This is a genomic window from Cupriavidus sp. P-10 (genome assembly GCF_003402535.2).
Taxonomy (GTDB): domain Bacteria; phylum Pseudomonadota; class Gammaproteobacteria; order Burkholderiales; family Burkholderiaceae; genus Cupriavidus.
In genome coordinates this window covers 707,826-732,357 of the sequence record NZ_AP025171.1, presented here as the reverse complement: position 1 = coordinate 732,357, position 24,532 = coordinate 707,826, and the positions used below count along the sequence as shown (strand labels likewise).

At 66.8% G+C, this 24,532-nt stretch carries 22 protein-coding genes; 9 read left to right on the top strand and 13 right to left on the bottom strand.

Going from position 1 to position 24,532, the window contains the following annotated elements; genetic code table 11:
* Window positions 1-34 precede the first annotated feature (34 nt).
* Window positions 35-682 (top strand): TetR family transcriptional regulator, encoded by a 648-nt coding sequence (locus CTP10_RS20420; protein ID WP_116319805.1) that lies wholly within the window; start codon window positions 35-37, stop codon window positions 680-682.
* Window positions 683-704: 22 nt separating this feature from the next.
* Here CTP10_RS20420 and cyoD read toward each other — a convergent pair whose 3' ends face one another.
* From cyoD to cyoA, 4 genes are all read right to left on the bottom strand, one after another.
* Window positions 705-1,136 (bottom strand): cytochrome o ubiquinol oxidase subunit IV, encoded by a 432-nt coding sequence (gene cyoD / locus CTP10_RS20415; protein ID WP_116319806.1) that lies wholly within the window; start codon window positions 1,134-1,136, stop codon window positions 705-707.
* Window positions 1,133-1,789: a cytochrome o ubiquinol oxidase subunit III gene (gene cyoC, locus CTP10_RS20410; protein WP_116319807.1), complete on the bottom strand. Its 657-nt coding sequence runs from the start codon at window positions 1,787-1,789 to the stop codon at window positions 1,133-1,135. The genes cyoD and cyoC overlap by 4 nt, the downstream gene beginning before the upstream one ends.
* Window positions 1,782-3,785: a cytochrome o ubiquinol oxidase subunit I gene (gene cyoB, locus CTP10_RS20405; RefSeq protein ID WP_116319808.1), complete on the bottom strand. Its 2,004-nt coding sequence runs from the start codon at window positions 3,783-3,785 to the stop codon at window positions 1,782-1,784. Before cyoB ends, cyoC begins: the two co-directional genes overlap by 8 nt.
* A gap of 81 nt (window positions 3,786-3,866) precedes the next feature.
* A complete protein-coding gene (gene cyoA, locus CTP10_RS20400) occupies window positions 3,867-4,916 on the bottom strand; it encodes a ubiquinol oxidase subunit II (RefSeq protein ID WP_116319809.1) in 1,050 nt (349 codons plus the stop codon).
* Between the two features lie 143 nt (window positions 4,917-5,059).
* On the opposite strand from cyoA, the gene CTP10_RS20395 reads away from it, so the two are divergent.
* Window positions 5,060-6,379 (top strand): MFS transporter, encoded by a 1,320-nt coding sequence (locus CTP10_RS20395; RefSeq protein WP_116319810.1) that lies wholly within the window; start codon window positions 5,060-5,062, stop codon window positions 6,377-6,379.
* Window positions 6,380-6,799: 420 nt separating this feature from the next.
* On the opposite strand, the gene CTP10_RS20390 is transcribed toward CTP10_RS20395, so the two are convergent.
* Both CTP10_RS20390 and CTP10_RS20385 read right to left on the bottom strand, forming a co-directional pair.
* Complete coding sequence (locus CTP10_RS20390; RefSeq protein WP_116319811.1) at window positions 6,800-7,846, bottom strand: GGDEF domain-containing protein; 1,047 nt, start codon at window positions 7,844-7,846, stop codon at window positions 6,800-6,802.
* A 125-nt stretch (window positions 7,847-7,971) separates the two neighbouring features.
* Complete coding sequence (locus CTP10_RS20385) at window positions 7,972-8,922, bottom strand: GlxA family transcriptional regulator (protein WP_116319812.1); 951 nt, start codon at window positions 8,920-8,922, stop codon at window positions 7,972-7,974.
* A 441-nt stretch (window positions 8,923-9,363) separates the two neighbouring features.
* Between CTP10_RS20385 and CTP10_RS20380 the strand changes: the two genes are divergently transcribed.
* Entirely contained in the window at window positions 9,364-9,714 is a 351-nt protein-coding gene (locus CTP10_RS20380; protein WP_116319813.1) for a hydroxyquinol 1,2-dioxygenase, read from the top strand.
* A 113-nt stretch (window positions 9,715-9,827) separates the two neighbouring features.
* Here the strand turns inward: CTP10_RS20380 and ppk1 are convergent, their stop codons facing one another.
* The 4 genes from ppk1 to CTP10_RS20360 all read right to left on the bottom strand — a co-directional run bounded on the left by ppk1 (window position 9,828) and on the right by CTP10_RS20360 (window position 15,838).
* A complete protein-coding gene (gene ppk1 / locus CTP10_RS20375; protein ID WP_116319814.1) occupies window positions 9,828-11,963 on the bottom strand; it encodes a polyphosphate kinase 1 in 2,136 nt (711 codons plus the stop codon).
* Window positions 11,964-11,991: 28 nt separating this feature from the next.
* A complete protein-coding gene (gene pstS, locus CTP10_RS20370; RefSeq protein WP_116319815.1) occupies window positions 11,992-13,038 on the bottom strand; it encodes a phosphate ABC transporter substrate-binding protein PstS in 1,047 nt (348 codons plus the stop codon).
* A gap of 158 nt (window positions 13,039-13,196) precedes the next feature.
* Entirely contained in the window at window positions 13,197-15,356 is a 2,160-nt protein-coding gene (locus tag CTP10_RS20365; protein WP_116319816.1) for a xanthine dehydrogenase family protein molybdopterin-binding subunit, read from the bottom strand.
* Window positions 15,353-15,838 carry a (2Fe-2S)-binding protein gene (locus CTP10_RS20360; RefSeq protein ID WP_116319817.1) on the bottom strand — a complete coding sequence of 162 codons (486 nt, stop codon included), beginning with the start codon at window positions 15,836-15,838 and terminating at the stop codon, window positions 15,353-15,355. Before CTP10_RS20360 ends, CTP10_RS20365 begins: the two co-directional genes overlap by 4 nt.
* A gap of 134 nt (window positions 15,839-15,972) precedes the next feature.
* On the opposite strand from CTP10_RS20360, the gene CTP10_RS20355 reads away from it, so the two are divergent.
* Window positions 15,973-16,875, top strand: a complete 903-nt coding sequence (locus tag CTP10_RS20355) for a LysR substrate-binding domain-containing protein (RefSeq protein WP_116319818.1) — start codon at window positions 15,973-15,975, stop codon at window positions 16,873-16,875.
* A gap of 53 nt (window positions 16,876-16,928) precedes the next feature.
* Here CTP10_RS20355 and CTP10_RS20350 read toward each other — a convergent pair whose 3' ends face one another.
* Window positions 16,929-17,837 (bottom strand): LysR family transcriptional regulator, encoded by a 909-nt coding sequence (locus CTP10_RS20350; protein WP_116319819.1) that lies wholly within the window; start codon window positions 17,835-17,837, stop codon window positions 16,929-16,931.
* A gap of 154 nt (window positions 17,838-17,991) precedes the next feature.
* Between CTP10_RS20350 and CTP10_RS20345 the strand changes: the two genes are divergently transcribed.
* The 4 genes from CTP10_RS20345 (at window position 17,992) to CTP10_RS20330 (ending at window position 21,969) form a co-directional block, all read left to right on the top strand.
* Entirely contained in the window at window positions 17,992-19,173 is a 1,182-nt protein-coding gene (locus tag CTP10_RS20345; protein WP_116319820.1) for a M20 aminoacylase family protein, read from the top strand.
* Between the two features lie 25 nt (window positions 19,174-19,198).
* Complete coding sequence (locus tag CTP10_RS20340; RefSeq protein WP_116319821.1) at window positions 19,199-20,224, top strand: tripartite tricarboxylate transporter substrate binding protein; 1,026 nt, start codon at window positions 19,199-19,201, stop codon at window positions 20,222-20,224.
* Window positions 20,225-20,296: 72 nt separating this feature from the next.
* On the top strand, window positions 20,297-21,205 hold the full coding sequence (locus CTP10_RS20335; protein WP_116319822.1) for a DMT family transporter: 909 nt from the start codon (window positions 20,297-20,299) through the stop codon (window positions 21,203-21,205).
* A 152-nt stretch (window positions 21,206-21,357) separates the two neighbouring features.
* Entirely contained in the window at window positions 21,358-21,969 is a 612-nt protein-coding gene (locus tag CTP10_RS20330) for a hypothetical protein (protein WP_116319823.1), read from the top strand.
* 19 nt (window positions 21,970-21,988) lie between these two features.
* On the opposite strand, the gene CTP10_RS20325 is transcribed toward CTP10_RS20330, so the two are convergent.
* Together CTP10_RS20325 and CTP10_RS20320 are read right to left on the bottom strand one after the other, a co-directional pair.
* Window positions 21,989-22,918 carry a 2-hydroxyacid dehydrogenase gene (locus CTP10_RS20325; protein ID WP_116319824.1) on the bottom strand — a complete coding sequence of 310 codons (930 nt, stop codon included), beginning with the start codon at window positions 22,916-22,918 and terminating at the stop codon, window positions 21,989-21,991.
* A 13-nt stretch (window positions 22,919-22,931) separates the two neighbouring features.
* The gene (locus tag CTP10_RS20320; RefSeq protein WP_116319825.1) at window positions 22,932-23,702 is read right to left on the bottom strand and encodes a class II aldolase/adducin family protein; all 771 of its coding nucleotides are present in this window, start codon (window positions 23,700-23,702) and stop codon (window positions 22,932-22,934) included.
* 132 nt (window positions 23,703-23,834) lie between these two features.
* Here CTP10_RS20320 and CTP10_RS20315 point away from each other — a divergent pair, with 132 nt between their 5' ends.
* Window positions 23,835-24,527 carry a Crp/Fnr family transcriptional regulator gene (locus CTP10_RS20315; RefSeq protein ID WP_233528135.1) on the top strand — a complete coding sequence of 231 codons (693 nt, stop codon included), beginning with the start codon at window positions 23,835-23,837 and terminating at the stop codon, window positions 24,525-24,527.
* The last annotated feature ends 5 nt before the right edge of the window (window positions 24,528-24,532 follow it).

The window sequence follows — 24,532 nt, the reverse complement described above, 5'->3', positions numbered from 1 at the left end:
GGTCGACCAAAAACCGAGCATCACTACTAATCGCATGGAAGCCATTGCCGACGGCAAACGCCGCCTGATCGACGCCGCGCTGAAGCTGGCCGCCGCCCAGCGCAGCTTCGCCGCACTCAAGCTGCGCGAGATCGCTCGCGAGGCCGACCTCAATCCCAATACTTTCTACCGGCATTTCCGGGACATGGAAGACCTGGCGCTGACCGCGGTGGCCGAGGCCAGCGCCGAGTTGCGCCCGATGCTGCGCTCGGTGCGCTGGGCCGCCGCGCGCGACAATCCCAACGAAGTGGCCAGCCGCGCGTGCGAGGCGCTGTTCCTGTATGCCCGGCATCACCCCGATGCCTTCGTGGTGGGGGTATGCGGCATCACCGGCCCGCAGCCGGCGCTACGTGCGGCGATCCGCGTGGTGCTTGACGACATTGCCGCCGAGATGGCCGACGACATCGAGCGGCTCGAACTGTGTCCGCAACTCCCGCGCCCGCTCATCGATGAATTCTGCGCCTATGTCGTGCCTTACCTGTTCCACCAGTGCGTCGACTACATCGAAGCCGACAGCGCCGGGCGGCGCCGGCTGATGGAGCGTTCGGTGCAGTTGTGCTGCTGGCTGCTGGTCGGGGCCGCGGGAGCCCACGCGGCGAAGCCGCGTACGCAAGGCCGCGCACAGAAGGCAGCGGCCCACTAGCAGGACTGGCGGGTATGCGGGGCTACGGGGCCTTGGGCGGCACGATGGTCGCGCCGGGCTCCACGGTGCGCTCGTGATGCATCTTGGGCATCATGTTGCTGTTCAGGTGGAACATCACCCACAGCGATCCCGACAGCGTGATCACCACCAGCGTCAGCGTGAACATCAGCGACAGCATGTTCCATCCGCCTTCCGATTTGGCGTTCATGTGCAGGAAGTAGATCATGTGGACCACGATCTGCACCGCGCCGATCAGCAGGATGACGATGGCCGTGGTGTGGGATTTCTCGAACACTTCGCCCATCACCAGCCAGAACGGCACCGCGGTCAGGAAGACCGACAGCACGAAGCCGGTCAGGTAGCCGCCCAGCGTGGCGTGCGGGCCGACGTCTTCCTCGTGCTCGTGGCCGTGGCCATGCCCGTGGCCACCCAGCGTCTCGTCGTGCGCGCTCATGGCAGCGATCCCATCAGGTAGACGAAGGTAAAGACGCCGATCCAGACGACGTCCAGGAAGTGCCAGAACATCGACAGGCACATCAGCCTGCGCTTGTTGGCGGTAATCAGCCCGTGCCGCGTCACCTGGATCATCAGCACGATCAGCCAGACGATGCCGAAGGTCACGTGCAGCCCGTGCGTGCCGACCAGCGCGAAGAACGAGGTCAGGAAGGCGCTGCGCTGCGGCCCGGCGCCCTGGTGGATCAGGTGCGCGAATTCATACAGTTCGACCGCCAGGAAGGCCGCGCCAAAGACGCCGGTGATCGCCAGCCAGATCTGCGTGCCGGCGACGCGGTTCTGCTGCATCTGCAGCATGGCAAAGCCATAGGTGATCGATGACAGCAGCAGGAAGGTGGTGTTAAGCGCCACCAGCGGTAGTTCAAACAGTTCGGCCCCGGTCGGCCCGCCCGCGTATTCCCGGCCGAGCACGCCGTAGGCGGCGAACAGGCACGCGAAGATCAGGCAGTCGCTCATCAGGTAGAGCCAGAACCCGAGCAGCGTGCCGTTCTGCGGGTGGTGCTCTTCGGTCAGGTGGAAGGTGAAGCCCCCCGGCGGCACTTCATCCGCCGCGGAGGTCCCGCTCACGTACTGGGGATAGGTCGTCTCAACCATGGCCGGCCATCAGTTGTGTGCGCGCCGATTCGGTTCCGACCACCTGCTCGGCCGGAATGTAGTAGTCGCGCTTGTAGTTGAAGGTATGGATGATCGCCCCGATGATGGTCGCCGCGAACGACGCCACCACCAGCCACCAGATGTGCCAGATCAGGCCGAAGCCGCACAGTGTGGACAGCCCCGCCAGCACGATGCCGGCCGCGGTGTTCTTCGGCATGTGGATGGGGTTGAAGCCCTGCAGCGGGCGGGTGTAGCCGTTCTGCTTCATGTGCCACCAGGCGTCGGTGTCGTGCACCACCGGCGTGAAGGCAAAGTTGTATTGCGGCGGCGGCGACGAGGTCGACCATTCCAGCGTGCGGCCGTTCCAGGGGTCGCCGGTCAGGTCGCGCAGTTCTTCGCGGCGCAGGAAGCTGACCACCAGCTGGATGATGAAGCAGGCGATGCCGATGGCGACCAGCGCGGCGCCGAAGGCGGCGATCTGGAACCAGATCTGCAGCGATGGATCCTCGAAACGGTTCATGCGGCGCGTGACGCCAAGCAGCCCGAGCCAGTACAGCGGCATGAAGGCGAAGTAGAAGCCGGTCAGCCAGAACCAGAACGACGCCTTGCCCCACGACGAGACCAGGCGGTAGCCGAAAGCCTTGGGAAACCAGTAGTGGATGCCGGCCATCAGCCCGAACACCACGCCGCCGATGATCACGTTGTGGAAGTGGGCGATCAGGAACAGGCTGTTGTGCAGCGAGAAGTCCGCTGGCGGCACCGCCAGCAGCACGCCGGTCATGCCGCCGATCACGAAGGTGACCATGAAGCCGATGGTCCACAGCATCGGCGCCTCGAAGCGGATCTTGCCGTGGTACATCGTGAACAGCCAGTTGAAGATCTTGGCGCCGGTCGGGATCGAGATGATCATCGTCGTGATCCCGAAGAAGGAATTGACGCTGGCGCCCGAGCCCATGGTGAAGAAGTGGTGCAGCCAGACCAGGTAGGAAAGCACCGTGATCACCACCGTGGCGTAGACCATCGACGCATAGCCGAACAGGCGCTTGCGGCAGAAGGTGGCGACCACCTCGGAGAAGATGCCGAACACCGGCAGCACCAGGATGTAGACCTCGGGGTGGCCCCAGATCCAGATCAGGTTGACGTACAGCATGGCGCTGCCGCCCTGGTCGGCGGTGAAGAAATTGGTGCCGACGTAGCGGTCGAGCGACAGCAGCGCCAGTGCGGCGGTCAGCACCGGGAAGGCGGCGATGATCAGCACGTTGGTGCACAGCGCGGTCCAGGTGAAGATCGGCATGCGCATCAGCGTCATGCCCGGCGCGCGCATCTTGACGATGGTCACCAGCAGGTTGATGCCGGATAGCAATGTCCCGACCCCGGCAATCTGCAATGACCATATGTAGTAGTCGACGCCAACGTCCGGACTGTGGATGATGCCGGACAGCGGCGGATACGCCAGCCAGCCGGTGCGCGCGAACTCGCCGAGGAACAGCGACATCATCACCAGGATGGCGCCGCCGGTGGTCATCCAGAAGCTGAAGTTGTTGAGGAACGGGAAGGCCACGTCGCGCGCGCCGATCTGCAGCGGCATGACGAAGTTCATCAGCCCCGTGACCAGCGGCATGGCCACGAAGAAGATCATGATCACGCCGTGCGCGGTAAAGATCTGGTCGTAGTGGTGCGGCGGCAGGTAACCCGCGTTGTCGCCGAAGGCAATGGCCTGCTGGATGCGCATCATGACCGCGTCGGCAAACCCGCGCAGCAGCATGATGATGCCCAGGATCACGTACATGATCCCGATCTTCTTGTGGTCGATGCTGGTGAACCACTCACGCCACAGGTAGCCCCACAGGCCGTACTTGGTCACCGCGCCCACGAGCACCAGCCCGCCGAGCACCACCGCGGCAAAGGTGGCGATCAGGATGGGCTCATGCAGCGGGATGGCCTCCCACGTCAGCCGTCCGAAGATCAAATTGGCGAGTTCCGAGCGCTCGGGCATATTTGTTCACCTGGGGCCTGAAGTAACCAACCGTGGCCGATGGTAGCTGGCCAGTACCGCTGGGAAAAAGGGATCCGCGTCTTACCGCAGCAGCAGCCGGCCTTCGTTGCGCGCGACTTCGGTCGCAAAGGCGGGCGCAACGGCCTGGGTGTTGCTCGCGGTGCAGATCTCGCGTGACGGGTCGAACTTGCCGCGGCTGCGGTCGAGTGCCATGGTGTCGGCCATGCACCGGCCGCCGCTCACGCAGCGGTTCAGGATCAGGTCATAGAGGCCGGCCGCCACGTTGGCATAGCGCTGCACCGGCACGCGCTCGCTCGGCTGCGCGAGCTGCAGGTACGCATCCGTCGACAAGCCCTGGCCCGAGGACTTGACCTGCTGGATCCAGCGGTCGAAGTCTTCGTTCGACAGCCCGTGGAACTTGAAGCGCATGTTGGAGAAGCCCGCGCCACTGTAGTTGGCCGACATGCCCTCGTACTCGCCGGGCTTGTTGATCACGGCGTGCAGCTTGGTTTCCATGCCGGGCATGGCGTAGACCATGCCGGCCAGCGACGGCACGAAGAATGCGTTCATCACCGAGGTGGCGGTGATGTGGAAGGCGATGGGCCGGTCCACCGGCGCGGCCAGCTCGTTGACCGTGGCGATGCCCTGCTCCGGATACAGGAACAGCCACTTCCAGTCCATGGCCACCACCTGCACCGGCAACGGCTTGACGTCGGCGGGAACGGGCCGGCCGGCGTCGATGCGCGTGAGTGGCCGGTAGGGATCGAGCTGGTGGGTGCTGACCCAGGTCACCGCACCCAGCGCGATGATGATCAGCAGCGGCGCGGCCCAGATCGCGAGTTCCAGCACCGTGGAATGGTCCCAGTCGGGGTTGTAGGGCGCGTCGGTCGCGCTTTCGCGGTAGCGCCACGCAAATGCCAGCGTGAGGATGATCACCGGCACGATGATCAGCAGCATCAGGCAGGTGGCGATGATGATCAGGTCGCGCTGCCGCAGGGCCATGTCGCCGGATGGCGAAAGCAGCACTGCGTTACAGCCGGACAGGCACGCCAGCGCGACTACCGCAGCACATCCTTGCAGTAATCTTCTCGGCATACGGGTATGCGGTACTGCAGCGTCGAAGTGGCCCATAGTCACAGAAGTGGCGTCTGAGGAATATCGGCAAGCACCGATGAATCCACCTTTCGATTTTCTAAGGCAGTTTAGGCGCTATTCTTGTGACTGTGCGAGTTTAAGTGCAGTATCGAAGCACTCCTGTCGAGAGGAGACTGACGATGGCCAGCCTGTCCCACCAGCACCGAGCATCGCCGACTGCACCTCCGGCGCCCGGCCACCATGAGGTGGCTCCTGCCGAAATCGCCACAGGCGTGGTAATCGGGCGAGCGTCGGAGTACTTCGATTTCTTCGTGTACGGCATCGCTTCCGTGCTCGTCTTCCCGGCGGTCTACTTCCCGTTCGCGAGCGAGCTGACCGGGCTGCTGTACAGCTTCACCATCTTTTCCTTCGCATTCATCGGGCGGCCGTTCGGCACGGGGCTGTTCATGCGCATCCAGCGGCGTTGGGGCCGCGGCATCAAGCTGACCGCATCGCTGTTCCTGCTGGGCACCGCCACGGTGGGGATTGCATTCCTGCCGTCGTACGCGTCGATCGGGGCCGCGTCGATCTACCTGCTGGCACTGTTCCGCTTCCTGCAGGGCATTGCCTTCGGCGGTTCATGGGACGGGCTGCCGTCCCTGCTGGCGCTGAACGCGCCGGAGAACAAGCGCGGCTGGTATGCGATGGTGGGCCAGCTTGGCGCGCCCTCGGGCTTTATCATCGCCGGCGCGCTGTTCCTGTTCCTGCATACCAGCCTGACCCCGCAGGAGTTCATCGAATGGGGCTGGCGCTACCCGTTCTACGTGGCCTTCGCCATCAACGTGGTGGCGCTGTTCGCGCGGCTGCGGCTGGTGGTCACGCACGAATACACGCAACTGCTCGAAGAAGACGAACTGGAGCCGATCAGCACGCTGCAGATGGTCAATGCGCAGGGCTTCAACATCTTCCTTGGCGCGTTCGCGGCGCTGGCCAGCTATGCGTTGTTCCACCTGGTCACGGTGTTCCCGCTGTCGTGGGCGGTGCTGCACCAGGAGCAGGCGATTTCCGCGGTGCTGGCGGTGCAGATCGCGGGCGGCTTTATCGCTTTTATCGGCACGCTGATCTCGGGCTGGCTGGCGGACCGCATCGGCCGCCGCACGACGCTGGCGACGATGGCGGTGCTGATCGGTGTGTTCAGCCTGGTCACGCCGTGGCTGCTGGGTGGCAGCGCCACTGGCCAGAATATTTTCATCCTGGTCGGGTTCGGCTTGCTGGGGCTGTCGTACGGGCAGGCGGCAGGTGTGGTGACGTCGAACTTCGAACGCAGGTTCCGCTATACCGGGGCGGCACTGACCACGGATTTCGGCTGGCTGTTCGGCGCCGCGTTCGCGCCGCTGGTGGCGCTGGGACTGTCGTCGCTGTTCGGGCTGGTGGCGGTCAGCCTCTACCTGCTGTCAGGAGTGATCGGCACGCTGGCGGCACTGCGCATCAGCCGCGCGCTGGGAACACCGGAGTTGTAGGGGCGCGCCCGGTACGCGCCCCCATAAGTAAAAGTCAGCGCTGTGGTCGCGGAAAGATACCGCGCCAGCGCCAGGCGATTGTCGATCAGCGCAGGCCAAAGAAGCTGAGCACCGCGAGGATGATGACAACCGCGCCAACTAGCCAGACGATATTCATGGCGGCTCCCTGGTGATGTCCGTTGGGACGTGGACGAGGTGACGGGCCGGATGGCTCACCTGCCCTTGTCCAGCAACAAACGTGCCGTATAGATTCGCACGCACTTTTCCACCGTGCGCGGGCAGTATGCTGCGCCGGAATGACCGGGCAGGCACCGGCGCGCCATTGGCCAGTTGCAATCGCGTCAGGCGGTTATTACAAAAACGCTTCAATCGGTGTGACGGATGCCGGACGGGAGGCATTCACCGCCCCAGGCGCTCTTCTCAGCGCGAATGCAGCCGGAACGCCTCGCCGCTGCGCCCCGCCTTGTCCACCGCCGCGATGCGGTTACGCCCGTTGTCCTTGGCGTGGTACAGCTGCGCGTCGGTCAGGTTGATGAAGGCCGACGCTTCCTCGCGCTCGGACGGCACGATGGTGCCGATGCCAAAGCTCGCCGTCACACACTGGCTGTAGGGCGAGCGTACATGCGGGATGGCCTGCGCGGCGATCAGCGCGCGGCAGCGCTCGGCCAGGCGCATGGCGGCTTCGGCATCTGTATCAGGCAGCACCATGACAAATTCTTCGCCGCCGAAGCGCGCCAGGAACACATCCGATCCGGCCGCCTGCGCCAGCAGGCCTGCGACCTGCTTCAGGCAGGCATCGCCCTGCAGGTGGCCGTAGTAGTCGTTGTAGGACTTAAAGAAATCGATATCGACCAGCACCAGCGACAGCGGCCTGCCCGATCCCTTGCCGGCTTCCCATTCGCGTTCCATCGCGCTGTCGAACAGCCTGCGGTTGCCCACGCCGGTCAGGCTGTCGCGGAACGACAGGTCTTCCAGCTCCTGCTGCAGCCGCGCCAGTTCTTCCTCGGTACGCTTGCGTTCGCTGATGTCGAACATGAAGCCGACCAGCGAATCGACCCCGCCCTGCGCGTTGCGCACTACGTGCACCACGTCGCGCAGCCAGACATAGCCGCCGTCGCGGGTCAGCGCGCGGTAGTCGGCCTCATGGTCGGTGCCGGCCTGCGACTGGGCCACGCAGAACTCCACCACCGCGGCGCGGTCATCCGGATGCATGCGCTCGGCCCAGTCGTTGACCGTCTTCCAGGTCGACGGCGCCCAGCCGAGCAGCGCCTCGATCTGCGGGCCAATGTAGGTGAAGGCCATGGTGGCCCAGTCGATCTTCCAGGGAATGGCCTTGGTCGATTCCAGCAAGGTGCGGTAGACCGTGCTGTCGTCGTCGCCGAACATGCGGGTGGACGGGGCAAGCGTGGATTCGTGGCGCAGGAATGCGGCCTGCAGCGGGCTGGGGGACTGGGGTTGGCGGGTCATGTCGGCAATGCTCACAGGGTGCTGGTTGGCGTTGCCGGTACAACGGCAGCGGCGCGCAAACCTGAAGGGGGTGGATCGAAGTGCGGCCGCATTGTAGCCCCTGATCCACTTTCTCTTCTCGCCCCCTACGCCGCCTGCGGTTCAACGCCGCGCGCCAGGCGCCGGATCGCCTGCGGCGGCTGGCCGAAGGCACGCAGAAAGGCACGGCGCATGCGCTCGCGGTCGCCGAATCCGGTATCCCGCGCCACCACGTCGATGGCATGGCGGCCGCTTTCCATCATCAGCCTCGCTGCTTCGACGCGCAGGTGCTCGACAGCCTTCGCCGGCGTCTGCCCGGTCTCGTCCCGGAACGCACGCGCGAACTGCCGTGGGCTCAGGTGCGCCGCTTCCGCCAGCTGTTCCACGGAAAGGTCGCTTTGGAGATTCTGCCGCGCGAAGTCCAGCGCGGCACGGATACGGTCCGAGCGCGGATCCAGGTCGAGCAGTGCCGAGAACTGCGATTGCCCGCCGGCACGGCGGTGGTACACGACCAGCTTTTTTGCCACGTCGCGCGCGACTGCGCCGCCGGCGTCTTTCTCCACCAGCGCCAGCGCCAGGTCGATGCAGGCCGACATGCCGGCCGACGTCCACACCGGGCCATCGATGATGAAGATGCGGTCCTCTTCCACGCCCACGCTGGGGAAGCGCCGCCGCAGCTGCTCCGCGTAGTACCAGTGCGTGGTGGCGCGGCGGCCATCCAGCAGCCCGGCCTCCGCGAGGTTGAAGGCTCCGGTGCAGGTGGCGCCGATGCGCCGCGAGGTGCGCGCCGCTCGCTGCAGGAACCTGACCAGCGCAGGCGGCGTGGGCGTGACGTCGTTGTCGCCCACCACCAGCACGGTATCGAAGCGGCGCCTGCCGAACGGCTCGGTGCTCACGGCGAAACCGCCGGAACACATCACCGGCCCGCCCTGCTCCGACAGCAGGTGGACCTGGTACAGCGGCGTGCCGAGCGTCCGGTTGGTGAATTCCAGCACCGTGGAAACCGCCAGGTTCATCGCCTGGAAGCCGGGGTACAGGGCAAGCGCTACGTGATGCATGATCGGCGTCCTTGGGTGGCAGGAAAGGTGGCATCCATCCCTTATTGCCACGCCATTGTGCGCCGGATCCTGGTTTCATGCAGCCGGCCAGACCGGAATGGCCAGACTGGACCAGGGTGAGGTGATCACGGGCCTTCGATGCCCGACTTTGCCGACTCGCTGGCGTTCGAGGCCGCGCGCAGCGCACTCCAGCCGGATCTCTCGCGTGACCGGCCCGAGCCAAGCCGCTCCACCGGACGTTCGTTTGTACCGCTTTGTATCCGGCACGGGCAACGATACGTGTCTTGACAGAATCCGCTCTACATCGCTACAGGGCAGATACACCGGTCTCCTTTAATGCTTCTCGTGGCCCGGCGGCAAACGTCGGCAAAGACAGAAGCCCCGGCCGCGCAGATCCACGCAGTCCCTCGCAGATCCACTGAGACATAAAGGAAACCGATCATGGCCATCCAATTCACGCAACGCATCGTCTTCGCTATCGCCCTGGCCGCTGCTGCCGCCGGCGCACAAGCCGCACCGGGCGCGCGGGACCCGTTCAGCGAAGGCGCACGTGCCGTCCAGGACGCACGCAGCCCGTTCGCCGATGGCGCACGCGCCGTGCAGGACGCTCGCAGCCCGTTCACCGACGGCGCACGCGGCGTGCAGGACGCTCGCAGCCCGTTTGCCGACGGCGCGCGCAACGTCGATCCTTACACCGACGGTGCCCGCACCCTCGCCGGCATGGACCGCACCGGGCCCTCCGCCGATCCGGCGCGCTCCATTGATCCCTACCTGGACGGTGCGCATGCGTGAGGACGCGCATCGCTCGCCGCAGTCGCGGCCCGGTCCAGCGCGCGCCGGAAGCGGCGCGCCAGGGCCGCCGACCGCAGCTTCTGACGCCTGGCCTGCCGTGCCGCTGGCAGCGCTCAGGTCAGCGCAGCCAGCAGGCCGTCTTGCACGGCTTCGCGGCCCGAGGAGCCCCGTCGCCGGTATTTGCCGTCCGGTCCCAGTTTCCAGGCGTCACACCGGTCGCCCAGGTAGGGGGCCAGGCCTTCCGCGATGACCCGCGCCTTCAGCCCCGCATCGAGGACAGGAAAGCAGATCTCGATGCGCCGGGACAGGCTGCGCTCCACCCAGTCGCCACTGCCAAGCATGACCCGCTCGGCGCCGCCGTCGTGGAAATAGAAGACGCGCGAATGTTCGAGGAAGCGGCCGGTCACCGATCTCACCTCGATGTTCTCGGAAAGTCCCGCAACGCCCGGCCGCAGCGCGCAGGCCCCCCTGACGATCAGTTCGATCCGCACACCGGCACGTGACGCGTCGTACAGCGCCTGGATCAGTTCCGGCTCCAGCAAGGCGTTCATCTTGGCGATGATCCATCCCTTGTGGCCGGCACTGGCATGCGCGGCTTCGCCCCGGATTGCCGCCAGCAGCTCCTTCTTCAGCGTAAACGGCGACAGCCAGATATGCGCCATGGTGTTGGTCTGCCCCAGGCCGGTCAGCTGGCTGAAGACCTGCGCCACATCCTGCGTCAGCGACGCATCGCAGGTCAGCAGGCCGAAATCGGTATAGGAACGCGTGGCACGGCTGTGGTAATTGCCCGTGCCGAGATGAACATAGCGCCTGAGCCTGCCGTCTTCGCGGCGCAAGACCAGGACCATCTTGGCATGGGCGCGGTAGCCGACCACCCCATAGATGACATGGGCGCCGACCTGCTCCAGTTGCGCCGCCCAGTTGATGTTGGCCTCTTCGTCGAAGCGGGCAAGCAACTCCACCACCACAGTGACTTCCTTGCCGTTGCGCGCCGCGTCGATCAGCGCCGACAGCAGCACCGAGTCTTGCCCGGCCCGATACACCGTCTGGCGGATCGCCACCACACCGGGATCCTGGGCCGCCTGCCTGACGAAATCCACCACCGGCGCGAACGACTGGAACGGGTGATGCAGCAGGATATCGCCCTCGCGAATGGCGTGGAAGATGTCGGGATGCTCCATCAGCCGCTTTGGCAAGCCCGCCCGGAACGGCACGTACTTCAGGTCAGGCCGGTCGACCTGGTCGGGCACCTGCAGCAGGCGCACCAGGTTGACCGGGCCATTGACTGAAAACACTTCGCTCGCGGACAAGCCGAACTGTTCCTGCAGGAAGCCGGCCATGGCTGGCGTGCAGTTGTCCGCCACCTCCAGCCGCACCGCATCGCCGAAATGCCGTTGCGGCAGCTCGCCCTGCAGGGCCTCGCGCAAGTTCTTGACTTCATCCTCGTCGACAAACAGCTCGCTGTTGCGGGTCACGCGGAACTGGTAGCAGCCGCGGACCGTCATGCCGGTGAACAGTTCGCCGACATGCGCGTGCAGGACGGACGAGAGAAAGACGAAGCCATGCCGGCATCCGGAAACCTCCTCAGGCAATGCGATGACGCGCGGCAGCGCCCGCGGCGCCTGCACGATGGCATTGCCCGAGGCACGTCCGAAGGCGTCCCTACCTTCCAGTTCCACCGCGAAGTTCAGGCTCTTGTTCAGCACACGAGGAAACGGATGCGCCGGATCCAGGCGGATGGGCGTCAGCACCGGCATCAGCTCATTGAAAAAGAACTGCCGGATCCATTCCGCCTGCGCGGGATCCCAGCTCGGACGCCGCAGGAAGCGGATCTGCTGCTCGGCCATGGCCGGGATCAGCACCTCGTTGAACAGCCGGTATTGCTGTCCGACCAGGTCGCCAACCCGCTGGTTGACCCTTGCAAAAACCTCCTGTGGCGTCAGCCCGTCGGGCCCGACGGGAGCAGACTGCAGCAGGCAGCGTTCCTTAAGCGCCGCGACACGGATTTCATAGAACTCGTCCAGGCTGCTGCTGACCGTGCACAGCGCGCGCAACCGCTCCAGCAACGGCACGGCAATGTCCGCGGCCTGTTGCAGGATGCGGTCGTAGAACTCCAGCTGGCTCAGTTCACGGTTGATGTAGAGTTCGTTGCCGTTCAGCCCGCATGCAATATCCGCCACGATATCTTGCGCGGCCTCGTCCGCTGCCGTCGCGCGGGCGCTCTCCATGGGGTCGGGTGCATCGTTCATGATCGGAATGCCCGGCCATGCGGGCTGGTTACGGCAAAGCCTCTTTCCAATAGGTTTCGACCTGGCGGACCAGGCCATCAGGCAACGCGACGTAGTGCTCCGCGGCGGCGTCGGCCTGTCCCTCGAAAAGAGCCCAGCGGAAGAAAGCGAGGGCGTCGCGGGTCTCCGCGGCCTTGTTATTGTTCTTCGAGATCAGGACAAAGACAACACCGGTGATCGGCCAGGCCTGCGGGCCGGAGGCATTCGTCAGCACCTGGTAGAAGTCCGCCCTGGGATTCCATTCGGCCGCCTTGACCGCGGCGCTGAAGGTTTCGCGCGATGGCTGGACAAACACGCCATCGCGGTTCCGGACCGCGGCATAGGCCAGCTTCCGCTGCAAGGCGTAGGTCAGCTCCACGTAGCCAATGGCGCCCTTCACATTGCGGATATAGGTGGCAACGCCTTCGTTTCCATTTGCCCCGACGCCAACCGGCCATTTCACCGTGGTGCCTGCGCCAACGCTTTCGCTCCATTGCGGGCTGACCTTGGCCAGGTAATCGGTCCAGTTGAAGGTGGTGCCGGAACTGTCGCTGCGGTGGACGACCACGATCTTCTGGTCAGGAAGCGCCAGCCCGGGATTCGCCGCCGCGATGGCGGGGTCGTTCCAGTTGACGATCCGTCCCTGGTAGATGTCGGTCAGCAGCGCCCCGGTCATGCGCAATTGCCCCGCTGCGATCCCGTCCAGGTTCAGCACCGGCACGACCCCGCCCACCACGATCGGAAACTGCGCCAGCCCCGCGGCGCGCAGGTCGTCCGGCTTGAGCGGCATGTCCGTGGCGCCGAACGTCACGCCCGCAGCCCGGATCTGCCGGATCCCGTTCCCCGAGCCGATGGGATGGTAGTTGACCTGCTGGCCGGTGCGCGCGTAGTAAGTCGCCGCCCACTTGGACATCAGCGGATAGACGAAGGTAGAGCCGGCGCCGGTGATATCTCCTGCCCTGGCCAGCGTCACCGCGCCGACCGACAGCCACACGACCGCCAACAACTTGGACAGGGTCCTGCTGAAACCGGACCGGAAATCGGGCTTTGGCTTCATGATTCCTCTTCCCGCGAGTGGCAACAAGGCGTCTGGCCTGAGCAATTCAGGCTAGCAGATCATCGTTCGCCAGGGCAGGTTAAAAAATCTGTCACATTTCCGTCATCCAGCGGACGCGTGGCGGCGCTTTCGTCAATAGCCGCCTCGCCACGTCGCGACTACGCCAGCGCAAACCCACTCCGCGCCAGCGGCAATGCGCGAACTCGCTCGCCCGTGGCAGCGAACAACGCGTTGGCCAGCGCCGGCGCCAGCGTCGGCACCGCAGATTCACCGACGCCGCCGATGCGCTCGCCGCTTTGCACCAGCACCGCTTCGAATCGCGGTGTCTGCGAGAACGCCAGCAGGGGATAGTCGTGGAAGTTGGATTGCTGCACGGCGCCGTCGCGAATGGTGATAGCGCCCGACAGCGCCGCGCTCAGGCCCCAGATACTGGCGCCTTCCAGCTGGCGCTCGACCGTGGCGGGATTGATCACGGTGCCGCAATCGATCGCATTGACGATGCGGTGTAGCGTGATGCGCTTGTGCTGCACCGACAGCTCCACCACCGTCGCGCACAGCGAGCCCCATGCCTGCGACAGCGCCATGCCCTGGAAGCACCCCGCCGGCGCGCCGCCCCAGCCGGCCTGTTGCGCAAGCCGCCGCAACAGCGTCGCTGCGCGCGGGCGCTCCGCGAGCAGGCCGAGCCGGAACTGCAGCGGATCGGCGCCGGCACGATGGGCCAGCTCGTCGATAAAGCTCTCGGCGAAGAACGTGTTCTGGGTATAGCCCACACCGCGCCAGAATCCGACCGGCACCGCGGAATTGACCATCGCGTAGCGCACCGCCAGGTCGGGCAGCGCATACGGCAGGTCGACCACGCCCTCGACCGATTTCGGATCGACGCCGTTCTTTACGCGGTCCGGGAAATTGCGCACGTAGATGGAGGAGCACGCCAGCCGCGCTTCCATGGCGCGGATGGCAGGTTGCCCGCCGGCCTTGCCGGGTGCCAGCACCGCGCTGAATTGCGCTACCGCGGCCGGGCGATAGAAATCGTGCCGGATATCTTCCTCGCGCGACCAGATCAGCTTGACCGGCTGCCCCGCGGCCTTCGATGCCAGGGCCGCCTGGATAAAGACATCGAACTCCTCGCGCCGGCCAAAGCCGCCGCCGACGAAGGTCGAATGCACGCGAATGCGCTCGGCGGGCAGGCCCAGCACTGGCGCCAGCCGCTGCGCGATTTCGCCGCAGACCTGGGTCGGCCCCCAGATCTCGGCGTTGTCGGCACGCACGTGGGCAGTGGCGTTCATCGGCTCCATCGTCGCGTGCGCGAGGTATGGCACTTCATACTCGGCGGTGTAGACCGGCGCGCCGTGCATCGCGGCCTCGGGGTCGCCGTTGCGCAGCGCCACCGCGGCGGCGCTGCGGGCCGCGTCACGGTAGCGGGCCATCAACGCGTCGTCGGATGCGGGCGCACCTGGTGGCAACTGCCAGTCCGGCTGCAGCGCCTTCAGGCCCTTCTGTGCGGACCAGTAGCTGTCGGCCAGCACCACCACGGCATCGTCGAGCGGCACGACGCGGCGCACCCCGGGCACGGCCATTGCAGCACGCGCATCGACCCGGCGCAGCTTGCCGCCGAACACCGGGCACGCCGTGACCGAACCGACCAGCATGCCGGGCACGCTGACATCGACACCGAACACGGCGGCGCCGCACGTCTTCGGCGGGATGTCGAGCCGGTTGGTAGCGCGGCCGATCAGCTTCCAGTCACGCGGGTCCTTCAGCGCCACGCTGGCGGGACGCGGCAGCGCGGCAGCGCGGGACGCCAGCTCGCCATAGCCGAGCACGCGGCCGGTGGGCCGGTGCTGCACGCTGCCCTGCACCGCGCGGCATTCCGCTGGCGGCACGCCCCAGGTCTGCGCGGCGGCCTCGCGCAGCATCTCGCGCGCGGTGGCGCCGATGCGGCGCAGCGGTTCGAACGACCAGCGCGCCGAGGTGCTGCTCGCGGTGGCCTGCACCTTGAACATGCGGTTGTTGTAGACCGGATCGGTCGGCGCCAGCTCGGCACGCACCTGCTGCCAGTCGCACTCCAGCTCTTCGGCGACGAGCATCGGCGCGGAAGTCATCACGCCCTGCCCCAGTTCGGCCGACGGGACCATGATGGTCACGCTGCCATCGCCGGCGATGCGCAACCAGGCGTTGACATCGTCAGGGTCGCGCGCTGGCAGCGCGAGGGTCGCGCCGGCCTTGGCCAGCGGCAGGTGGAAGCCAAGCACCAGCGCCGCCGGCACGGCGCCGGTGGCCCGCAGGAAGCGGCGGCGGCCAAACGGTTGCGCGCTCATGATTGCGCCCTCTCGTCCGCGGCGCCCGCGCCGCTTGCACGGGCCGCGCGCAGGATCGCGCGTTCGACGCGCGGGTACGTGCCGCAGCGGCACAGGTTGGTCATGGCGGCGCGAACATCTTCCGGGCCCGGTGCCGGCTTCTCCTTCAGCAGCGCGCTGGCCGCCATGATCATGCCCGATTGGCAATAGCCGCACTGCGGCACCTGCTCGACAATCCACGCACGCTGGATCGGGTGGGAATTGTCGGCCGACAATCCTTCGATGGTAGTAATGTCGGCACGCGCCACGGTGCCAACAGGCGTGATGCAGGCGCGCACGGCCTTGCCGTCGACATGCACGGTGCACGCGCCGCACAGCCCGGCGCCGCAGCCGAACTTGGTGCCGCTAAAGCCCAGGTAGTCGCGCAGCACCCACAGCAGGGGCATGTCGCGCTCGGCCTCGACGGCATGGCGTTTGCCGTTGATCTTCAGCTGCAGTTTCATTAGGTCTCCTCGGGGAACGCTCCGGCTTCGGGGTGGCCGCTTCGGGGTGGCGGTAGGAGGCCCAGTATCGGACGCGCGCCCATGGCGGGACAATCGACTTGTTTTGCCATGACCTGTGAGGCAAGATCACAGCCATGATCCGCCGGCTCCCTTCCATGCAGGTCCTGCAGGCCTTTGCCGCCACCGCGCGCACGGGCAGCATGACGCGCGCGGCCGATGCGCTGTGCGTCACGCATGGCGCCATCAGCCGGCACATCCGTGCGCTGGAGACACTGCTGGGCTGCGCGCTGTTCGTGCGCGCCGGCCGCCAGCTGGAACTGACCGCCACCGGCCGCGAGCTGGCCGACGAACTGGACCGCGCGCTGCGCGCGGTCGAGCTGTCGCTGACGGGCGCCACCGAGCGGCGCGCGCGCGAACGCCAGTCGCTGAACGTCAATGTCAGTCCGGAACTGGCCGGCGCATGGCTGGTGCCGAAACTGCAGTCACTGCGCGAGGCACTGCCCGGACTTGACCTGTCGATCGCCGCCAGCACCGAGGATCCCGACTTCGCCCGCTCCGACCTCGACGTCAGCCTGCGCTACGGCCCCGCGCCCTTCAGCGGCTACCAGAACGTGAAGCTGCTGGACGACGACATCATCGCCGTCTGCAGCCCCGCCTTCGCGCAACAGCATGCCGGCATGACCGCCGCCGATACCGCGCAACTGCCGCGGCTGCGGCACGCGCGCTTCCGCTGGGCGCAATGGGGCGCGGCGGCCGGCGTGGTGCTGGACGAACCCGGCGACGGTATCGTGTTCGACTGCCGCGCGCTGCTGATCGAAGCCGCCGCCAATGGACTCGGCCTGGCGCTGACACGGGCGCTGCTGGCACGCGAGGCGATCGCCGCCGGCAGGCTGGTGCAACCGCTGCCGGCCAGCTTCCCGGCGAGCCACAACTGCTATGTCGTCTGGCGCGGCGACAACCCCAAGCAGGGGCTGATCCGCCAGTTCGCGCAATGGTTGCGCGAGGCCGCGGCACCGCCTTCGCGCGTTCAGGCATGACAAGAAAGCAGGCTATCCGTTGCATCCGATGCAATGATGCCTGCGGTGCCCGCTCAGATCATGGGGAAAGCCTTCATCACATGCCGCAGCATGCTGCTGGCCACCGGCGACAGGTGCCTGCCCGCGCGCGTGATGATATGGATGCGGCTGTTGTTCAGGATCGGGTTGGCCAGCGGCAGCGACACCAGCTGCCGGAACTGCGCGCCCTTCAGCGGCACCGAGCGCGGCGTCAGGATGTAGCCGAGCCCCATTGCGGCGAATTCCCACAGCACCTTGAATGAGTTGGTCACCAGCATCGGCTTCAGCGTGATGTGCTCGTCCAGCTCCGCCGCCTGCACGTGCTTGCGCACGCCGAACGATTCCGCCAGCGCCGCGCCCTGGTGCGCGGCCAGGTCCGCCAGGGTCAGCGCGCGCCGGCGGCGCGCGAGCGGATGGTCCTTGCGGACATGCACGCGGATCGGCGACAGCCGCGAATAGTGCGAACGCAGGCGCACATCGTCAGGCGGCTGGAAGGCGAAGCCGATATGCGCCAGGTCTTCCAGGATATGGCGGACGGTTTCGTCGGTGCCCGCCACCTGGATGCTGCAGGTGACGTCCGGGTGCTTGCTCAGGAAGCCTTGCAGCACCGGCTCCAGCACGAGGTCGACGAAACCCTCGCCGAAGACCAGCTCGATATGGCCGCGCTGGGCGTTCTTCAGGTTGTTGACCTCTGCCAGGAAGGTGTCGTTGAGATCCTGCTGGCGCCGCGCGAACAGCGCCAGCAGGCGCCCGGCGTCGGTGGCGACCACGCCTCGCCCGCGCCGCTCCAGCAGCGTCAGGCCGGTGTCCTGTTCCAGCTTGGCCACGGCTCGGCTTACCACCGAGGGATCCAGTTCGAGTACCTCCGCCGCGCCGCGCACGGTGCCGGTTTCAATGATCTGCAGCAGGCACATCGCCCGCTTGCGGTCCAGCACGTCATCCATGTCTTTGCTCCCCCTTTGCCAGGTCCTGCCCCCGGTCGAGCCGGGCCGTTTTTGGATTGTTGCTATTTATACAACGTTTCTGCCCAAACATTGTCATGGATGCGGCGGCCAAGGGCGTAGAGAATAGGCCGGAATACCACGTACGCCGACAACCATGACCCAGCCCCCAACCACCAGCCTGCGGCAGGCCGTCCAGGCCATCGCGCCGGAGTTCGTCCGCATCCGCCACCAGATCCACGCCCATCCCGAGCTCGCCTTCGAGGAGCGCCGCACCAGCGACCTGGTCGCCGAACAGCTGGCGGCGTGGGGTTACGCGGTGCATCGGGGCCTGGGCTCGACCGGCCTGGTCGGCACCCTGCGCAAGGGCGACGGCACCAAGGCACTCGGCATCCGCGCCGACATGGATGCGCTGCCGATCCAGGAGCAGACCGGCCTGGCCTACGCCAGCACCATCGCCGGCAAGATGCACGCTTGCGGCCACGACGGGCACACGGCGATCCTGCTGTGCGCGGCGAAATACCTGGCCGAGTCAGTCGATTTCAACGGCACGCTGAACCTGATCTTCCAGCCGGCCGAGGAAAACGAAGGCGGCGCGCTGCGCATGCTGGAGGACGGCCTGTTCGAGCGCTTCCCGTGCGACGAGGTCTACGCGCTGCATAACTCGCCGGGAATGCCGGTCGGCCAGATCGGCGTGATCGCCGGCCCGGCGATGGCATCGTTCGACCGTGCCACGGTCACGCTGCGCGGCCGCGGCGCGCATGGTGCCATGCCGCACCACGGCATCGACCCGATGCAATGCGCGGCCAGCATCGTGCTGGGCCTGCAGTCGATTGTCAGCCGCGAGATCGATGCCCTGAAGTCGGCGGTCATCACGGTGGGCTCGATCCAGGCCGGAAGCACCTACAACGTCGTGCCGGAAAACGCGACCATCAAGATCGGCGTACGCACGCTGGACCCCAAGGTGCGCTCCCTTGTGGAAACGCGCATCCGCGAATTCGTCGCGGCACAGGCGCAGAGCTACCAGATGCAGTTCGAGGTGGTCTACGAACGCAAGTATCCGGTGCTGGTCAATCACGCCGGGCAGACCGAGTACGCACGCCAGGCTGCCATCCGGCTGGTGGGCGCCGGAAACGTGGTGGAGCGCCCGCCGGTGATGGGCAGCGAAGACTTCGCCTACATGCTGGAGCAACGGCCCGGTGCTTATATCCGGCTCGGCAACGGCCTGGGCGAGGACGGCGGCTGCATGGTCCACAACCCGCTGTACGACTTCAATGACAAGGCCTTGCCCGTGGGCGCCGCTTTCTGGGCGCACCTAGCGCAGAGCTACCTGGTTTGAGCACCGCCTTTTTTCGGGAGTCTTCATGCATTCACTGAACCGCCGCCGCTTCCTGCAACTGGCCGGCTGTGCCGCCGGCAGCTCGGCACTGGGCGCACTGGGCGCACTGAGCGCAATACCCGCGCTTGCCGCTGAAAGCTTTCCCGCCCGGCCGCTGGCGCTGGTGGTGCCGTATCCGGCCGGCGGTGCCAGCGACACCTCCGCCCGGATTTTCGGCGAATCGATCGGCAAGAGCATCAGGCAGCAGGTCGTGGTCGAGAACTATGGCGGCGGCACCGGCCTGATCGGCGCCAACAAGGTGCTGGCCGCACCGGCCGACGGCTACACCTTCTTCCACGGCTCGATCAACGAGGTGTTCCTGGCTCCGCTGCTGAACCCGTCCGCGCGCTACAAGCGGCAGGACTTCATGCTGGCCGCGCCGATCAGCGACGCCAATATCGTGCTGATGGTCAGGAACGGCCTGGCCGCCGACAGCCTGGACAAGTTCCTCGATCTCGCGAAGCAGAGCAAGGCCAAGCCGCTGACGTATGCCACCGTCGGCATCGATTCGATCTATCACCTGATGGGCGACGCGCTGGCCGCCAGGCTCGGGGCACCGCTGCTGCACGTGCCGTACAAGGGCGGCGCGCCGGCGCTGCAGGGGCTGGCCGGCGGCGAGGTCGACTTCGCTATCCTGCCTTACCAGTCGAGCTTCGACGCCATGCAGCAGCAAGGCAGGCTGCGCATCCTGACCAGCTTCTCCAGGGCACTGCCGCCGGCGCTGAAGCACATCCCGCTGATCTCGCAAAGCAAGCAGATTCCCGACTTCGAATACACCATCGGCGGCGGCTACTTCGTCAAGGCCGGCACGCCGGCGGACCGGGTCGCGGTGCTGCGCAAGGCGATTGGCGAAGCGCTGGCCAAGCCGGATATCCTGGGCAAGCTGGAGGCGGAAGGACGCACCGTCGCCAAACCCATCGACAGCCAGGCGCAGGCGAACCAGGCATTCGACCAGTACATGACGCGGGTCACTCAGCTGATCCGCAGCGTGGGACGCAAGACCAACGCCTGATTTGCGGCCCCGCCGCTGCGGACCTTGCCAGTGTTGGCGGATAATGCGCGATCCGCCAACACCCCCTTCGCCATGCAAGCAATCCGCGCCGGTTCCGGACGCATCGACTGGACCACCCTGTTCCTGCTGACCTTCCCGCCGCTGAGCTGGGCCGGCAATGCCATCGTCGGCCGCCTTGCGGCGGGCACGATACCGCCGATCACGCTGAACGCCGTGCGCTGGGTGCTGGCCGGCCTGCTGCTGGCGCCATTCGCCTGGCGCGGCGTGCTGGAACATCGTGCGGCGCTGCGCCGGCACGCCGGCGTCATCATGGCCATGGGCGTGCTGTCCATCGGCAGCTATAACGCGCTGCAGTACCTGGCGCTGACCACGTCGACGCCGATCAACGTGACGCTGATCGGCGCGTCCACGCCGCTCTTTCTGATCGTGATCGGCGCGCTTTGCTTCCGCGAACGGGTCAAGCCACTGCAAGTCGCGGGCGCCCTGCTGTGCCTGGTCGGCGTGTCTTTCGTGCTGGTGCGCGGCGAGCCCGCGCGGCTGGCCCAGCTCGACCTCGTGCCCGGCGACCTCTACATGCTGGCGGCCACCATCGCCTGGAGCGCCTACACCTGGCTGCTGCGCAAGCAGCGGCCCGACGTACCTCTGCCGGTCCTGCTGTTCGCCCAGATCGTCGCCGGCGTGCTGGCGAGCGCGCCGGTGACGGCATGGGAACTGATGGCGCAGGAGCAGCCGCTGCCATGGAACGGCAAGGTCGCCGCGATCCTGCTCTACGTGGCGACGATTCCGTCGCTGCTGGCCTACTTCGCCTGGGACCGCGCCATCGCACGCGCGGGCGCGCAACTGCCGGTGTTCTTCATCACGCTGACACCGGTGTTCGCGGCGCTGCTGTCGACGCTGCTGCTGGGCGACTGGCCGCGCTGGTACCACGGGGTCGGGCTCGCAGCGATCGGGGCGGGGATCTGGCTGGCGCAGCGGCGGTAAGCGGCTGGGTAAGCATCGCGCCCTGCCCGACCGGCGAGTTGTAGAGTTCGTGCCCGGTGAACAGGCGGACCCTACAGACGCGCAAGGGAAAGCCGTAGAATCCGCGGTAACCTATCGATCCCCCACATAGTGAATCCGTTCCGCACCTGAAGATGAAGAAGGCTTTCCCTCACTGCGCCGCCCTGCTGGCCGCGTTTGCAGCATTTGCCGCGCATGCCGCCCCGCAGGCAGCGGCCACCGCCACCGCCCCTACGACTACCGCCGCCACCACCGCTGCCGCCTCCAACACCGCGGCACCGCTCGGCCTGGAGCTCGGCAAGTCAAAATGCACGCGGCTCGCCCCGGCCGAAAACCACGCCCGCACCGGCAAGTCCGAATGGGCAGGCGGCGATACGGTGGAACTCAAGCGCCTGGAGCGCTTCCACCTGGCCGGCCTGACGCGCGTGACGCTGAACTGCGACGCGCAGGATACGGTGGCGCTGATCACCATGACCTTCGACCGTACGGCGCTGGAAGACGTGCGCGGCAAGCTCGACGCGCGCTACGCCTCGCTGCGCAAGACCGAGGCCTCGGCCGGGAACGGCTATGCGGAATGGGGCGCCGCCAACGGCAGCCTGGAGTTGCTCTACGGCCGCGACGGCAAGCACTTCACCGTGGCCTACTGGGCCCGCAACGCCAAGGCAAAGTACTTTTCGTACAGCGGCGCCGGCAGCAAGCCAGCCGCCGCGGCCGTACCTGCAGCGCCGCAGCCCGCGCCGCTGTAACGCAACGCGGGCGCGCCGCTCAGTAGCCGGCCTGCCGGTCCACCTGGTTCAGCAGCGGCCGGCCGTCGCGCGCGCGGCGCAGGTTCTCGATGCACTGCTGCGCCACCAGCTCGTAGGAAGGATCGGCGGCAATATGCGGCGTCGCTTCGATGCGCGGGTGGGTCCAGATCGGATCGTCGGCTGCCGGCGGCTCCTTGGCGAACACGTCCAGCGCCGCGCCGCAGAGGTGGCCTTCGTCGATCAGCGCGAGCAGGTCGGCTTCGACCACATGCTCGCCGCGCCCCACGTTGATAAAGTAAGCGCCCTGCGGCAGCCGCGACAGCGTCTTGCGGTCGAGCATGCCATTGGTCCGCGGCGTCAGCGGCAGCGTGCAGACCAGGATATCGGTCTGCGCCAGCATGGCGTCCAGCCCGTCGTCGCCGGTGAAGTCGGCCACGCCGGGCAGGTGCTTGGCGCTGCGGCTCCAGCCCGCCACCGGGAAGCCGATGGCGGCGAACATGCGCGCCACCTCGCTGCCGATCTCGCCCAGCCCCAGCACGCCCACGCGGCAGCGCTCCAGCGAACGCCCGCGATGGCGCTTCCATTCGCCGCTGCGCTGCTGCCCGGCATACACCCCCAGCTCGCGGGTATGGCGCAGCGCCATGGCGAGCACGAAGTGGGCGATGCCGGTCTGCTGGCCGGGATCGACGATGCGCGTGACCGGCATGCCCTGCGGCAGGTCCGGCGCGGCCAGCAGCTTGTCGACGCCGGCAGTGGCGGCGCAAACCAGCCGCAGCTTCGGGTAGGCGGGCACCACGCCGGGCTTCAGGCCCCAGGCGATGATGGCCTCGACCTCTTCCGGCACGGCAGCCTCGCGGCCGTTCCAGACAGTGATATCCGGCGCCGCCTCGCGCAGCAGGGCGGTGATGGGGACCGCCATGAACGACGGCAGGTGAACAAGGATGGCCATGGTCAGTTGCTGCTCAGTTGCGATAGTCGGGGTTGATGCGGTCGAGCCGGCGCAGCAGGCCCGGCCAGGCCAGGTTGGAGCCCTTGCCCTTGGTGGCCTGGCGCGCCTGCTGGCCCATGTTGGCGCTGGCGGCTTCAGGCACCAGGGTCAGCGGCGTGCCGCCGCTCTGCGCCAGGATCTGGATGCGGCAGGCCGACTCCAGCGTGTACATGGTCAGGAAGGCATCTGACACGGTACGCCCGCACGTCAGCAGGCCGTGGTTGCGCAGGATCATCTGCTTGCAGCGGCCCAGGTCGGCCACCAGCCGCGCCTTCTCGTCCTCGCGCAGTGCCACGCCTTCATAGTCGTGGTAGGCCAGCCCGGTCAGCGCGAACATCGACTGCTGCGAGATCGGCAGCAAGCCCGCCTGCTGCGCGGAAACGGCAACGCCGTGCGAGGTATGGGTGTGCATCACGCAGCCGACTTCGGGGCGCGCTTCGTGCACGGCGCTGTGGATGATGAAGCCAGCCGGGTTGACGTCGTACGGCGTTTCCAGCACGGGCTGGCCTTCATGGTCGACCTTGACCAGGCTCGACGCAGTGATCTCGTCGAACATCATGCCGTACGGATTGATCAGGAACTGGTCCGGCGCATCGGGCACGCGCGCCGAGATATGCGTGAAGATCAGGTCGTCCCAGCCGAAGTGGGCCACCAGCCGGTAGGCCGCGGCGAGGTCGACGCGCATTTGCCATTCCGCGTCGGAAACGCGGTCCCTTACTGAATCGACGAGCTGGATCTGCGCCATCTGCGTGGGTCTCCCGGGGGTGAGTTCTGTGAAGTAGCCCGGGCATTGTCGCGGCGCACCGTGCCAAAGTCTGTTAAGTAGTAGACAATCTCGGCTCCACCGGAAGGGCACTGGAAGGCATTGGGAGAACACGTGGCAAGCAATGTGAAGCGCATCGAACCCGCGCGGCCGCTGCCGCGCAGCGTGCTGGCCAGCGGCTGGCTGCGCAATGCGCCGCCAGGCGTGCTCGACGCCGTGGCCGCCGCCGCACGCCGGCTGCGCTTTGCCGATGGCGAGATGATCTTCGCGCGCGGCGATCCGCCGACTTACTTCTGCATGGTGGTGTCGGGGCGCGCGCGCATGAGCCGGGTCAGCAGCGCAGGGCGCGAGTCGGTGTATTCGGTGATCGGGCGGGGCCGCTGGTTTGGCGAGATTTCGCTGCTCGATGGCAAGCCGCGCACGCATGACGCCTTCGCGGTCGGCAATACCGAGTTGCTGGTACTGGACCGGCGCGCGTTCGGCCAGATCCTGGCGCAACACCCGGAGGGGATGCAATTGATCGTGCAGCAGATCTGCGCGCGGCTGCGCGTGGCCTTCGACCACGCCGAGAGCGCGGCGCAGGCGCCGGTCGATGCGCGCATGGCGGCGCGGCTGCTGGAACTGGCCGACCGCACCGAGCACGTCGTGCATATCAGCGCCGAAGACCTGGGCGACATGGTCAACCGCTCGCGCCAGACCGTGGCCAAGTACCTGCAGGCATGGGAAGACGCCGGATGGATCCGGCGCCAGTACCGGCAGATCGAACTGCTGGAGCCGGGGGCGCTCAAGCGGCTGGCACGGCGCTGAGCATG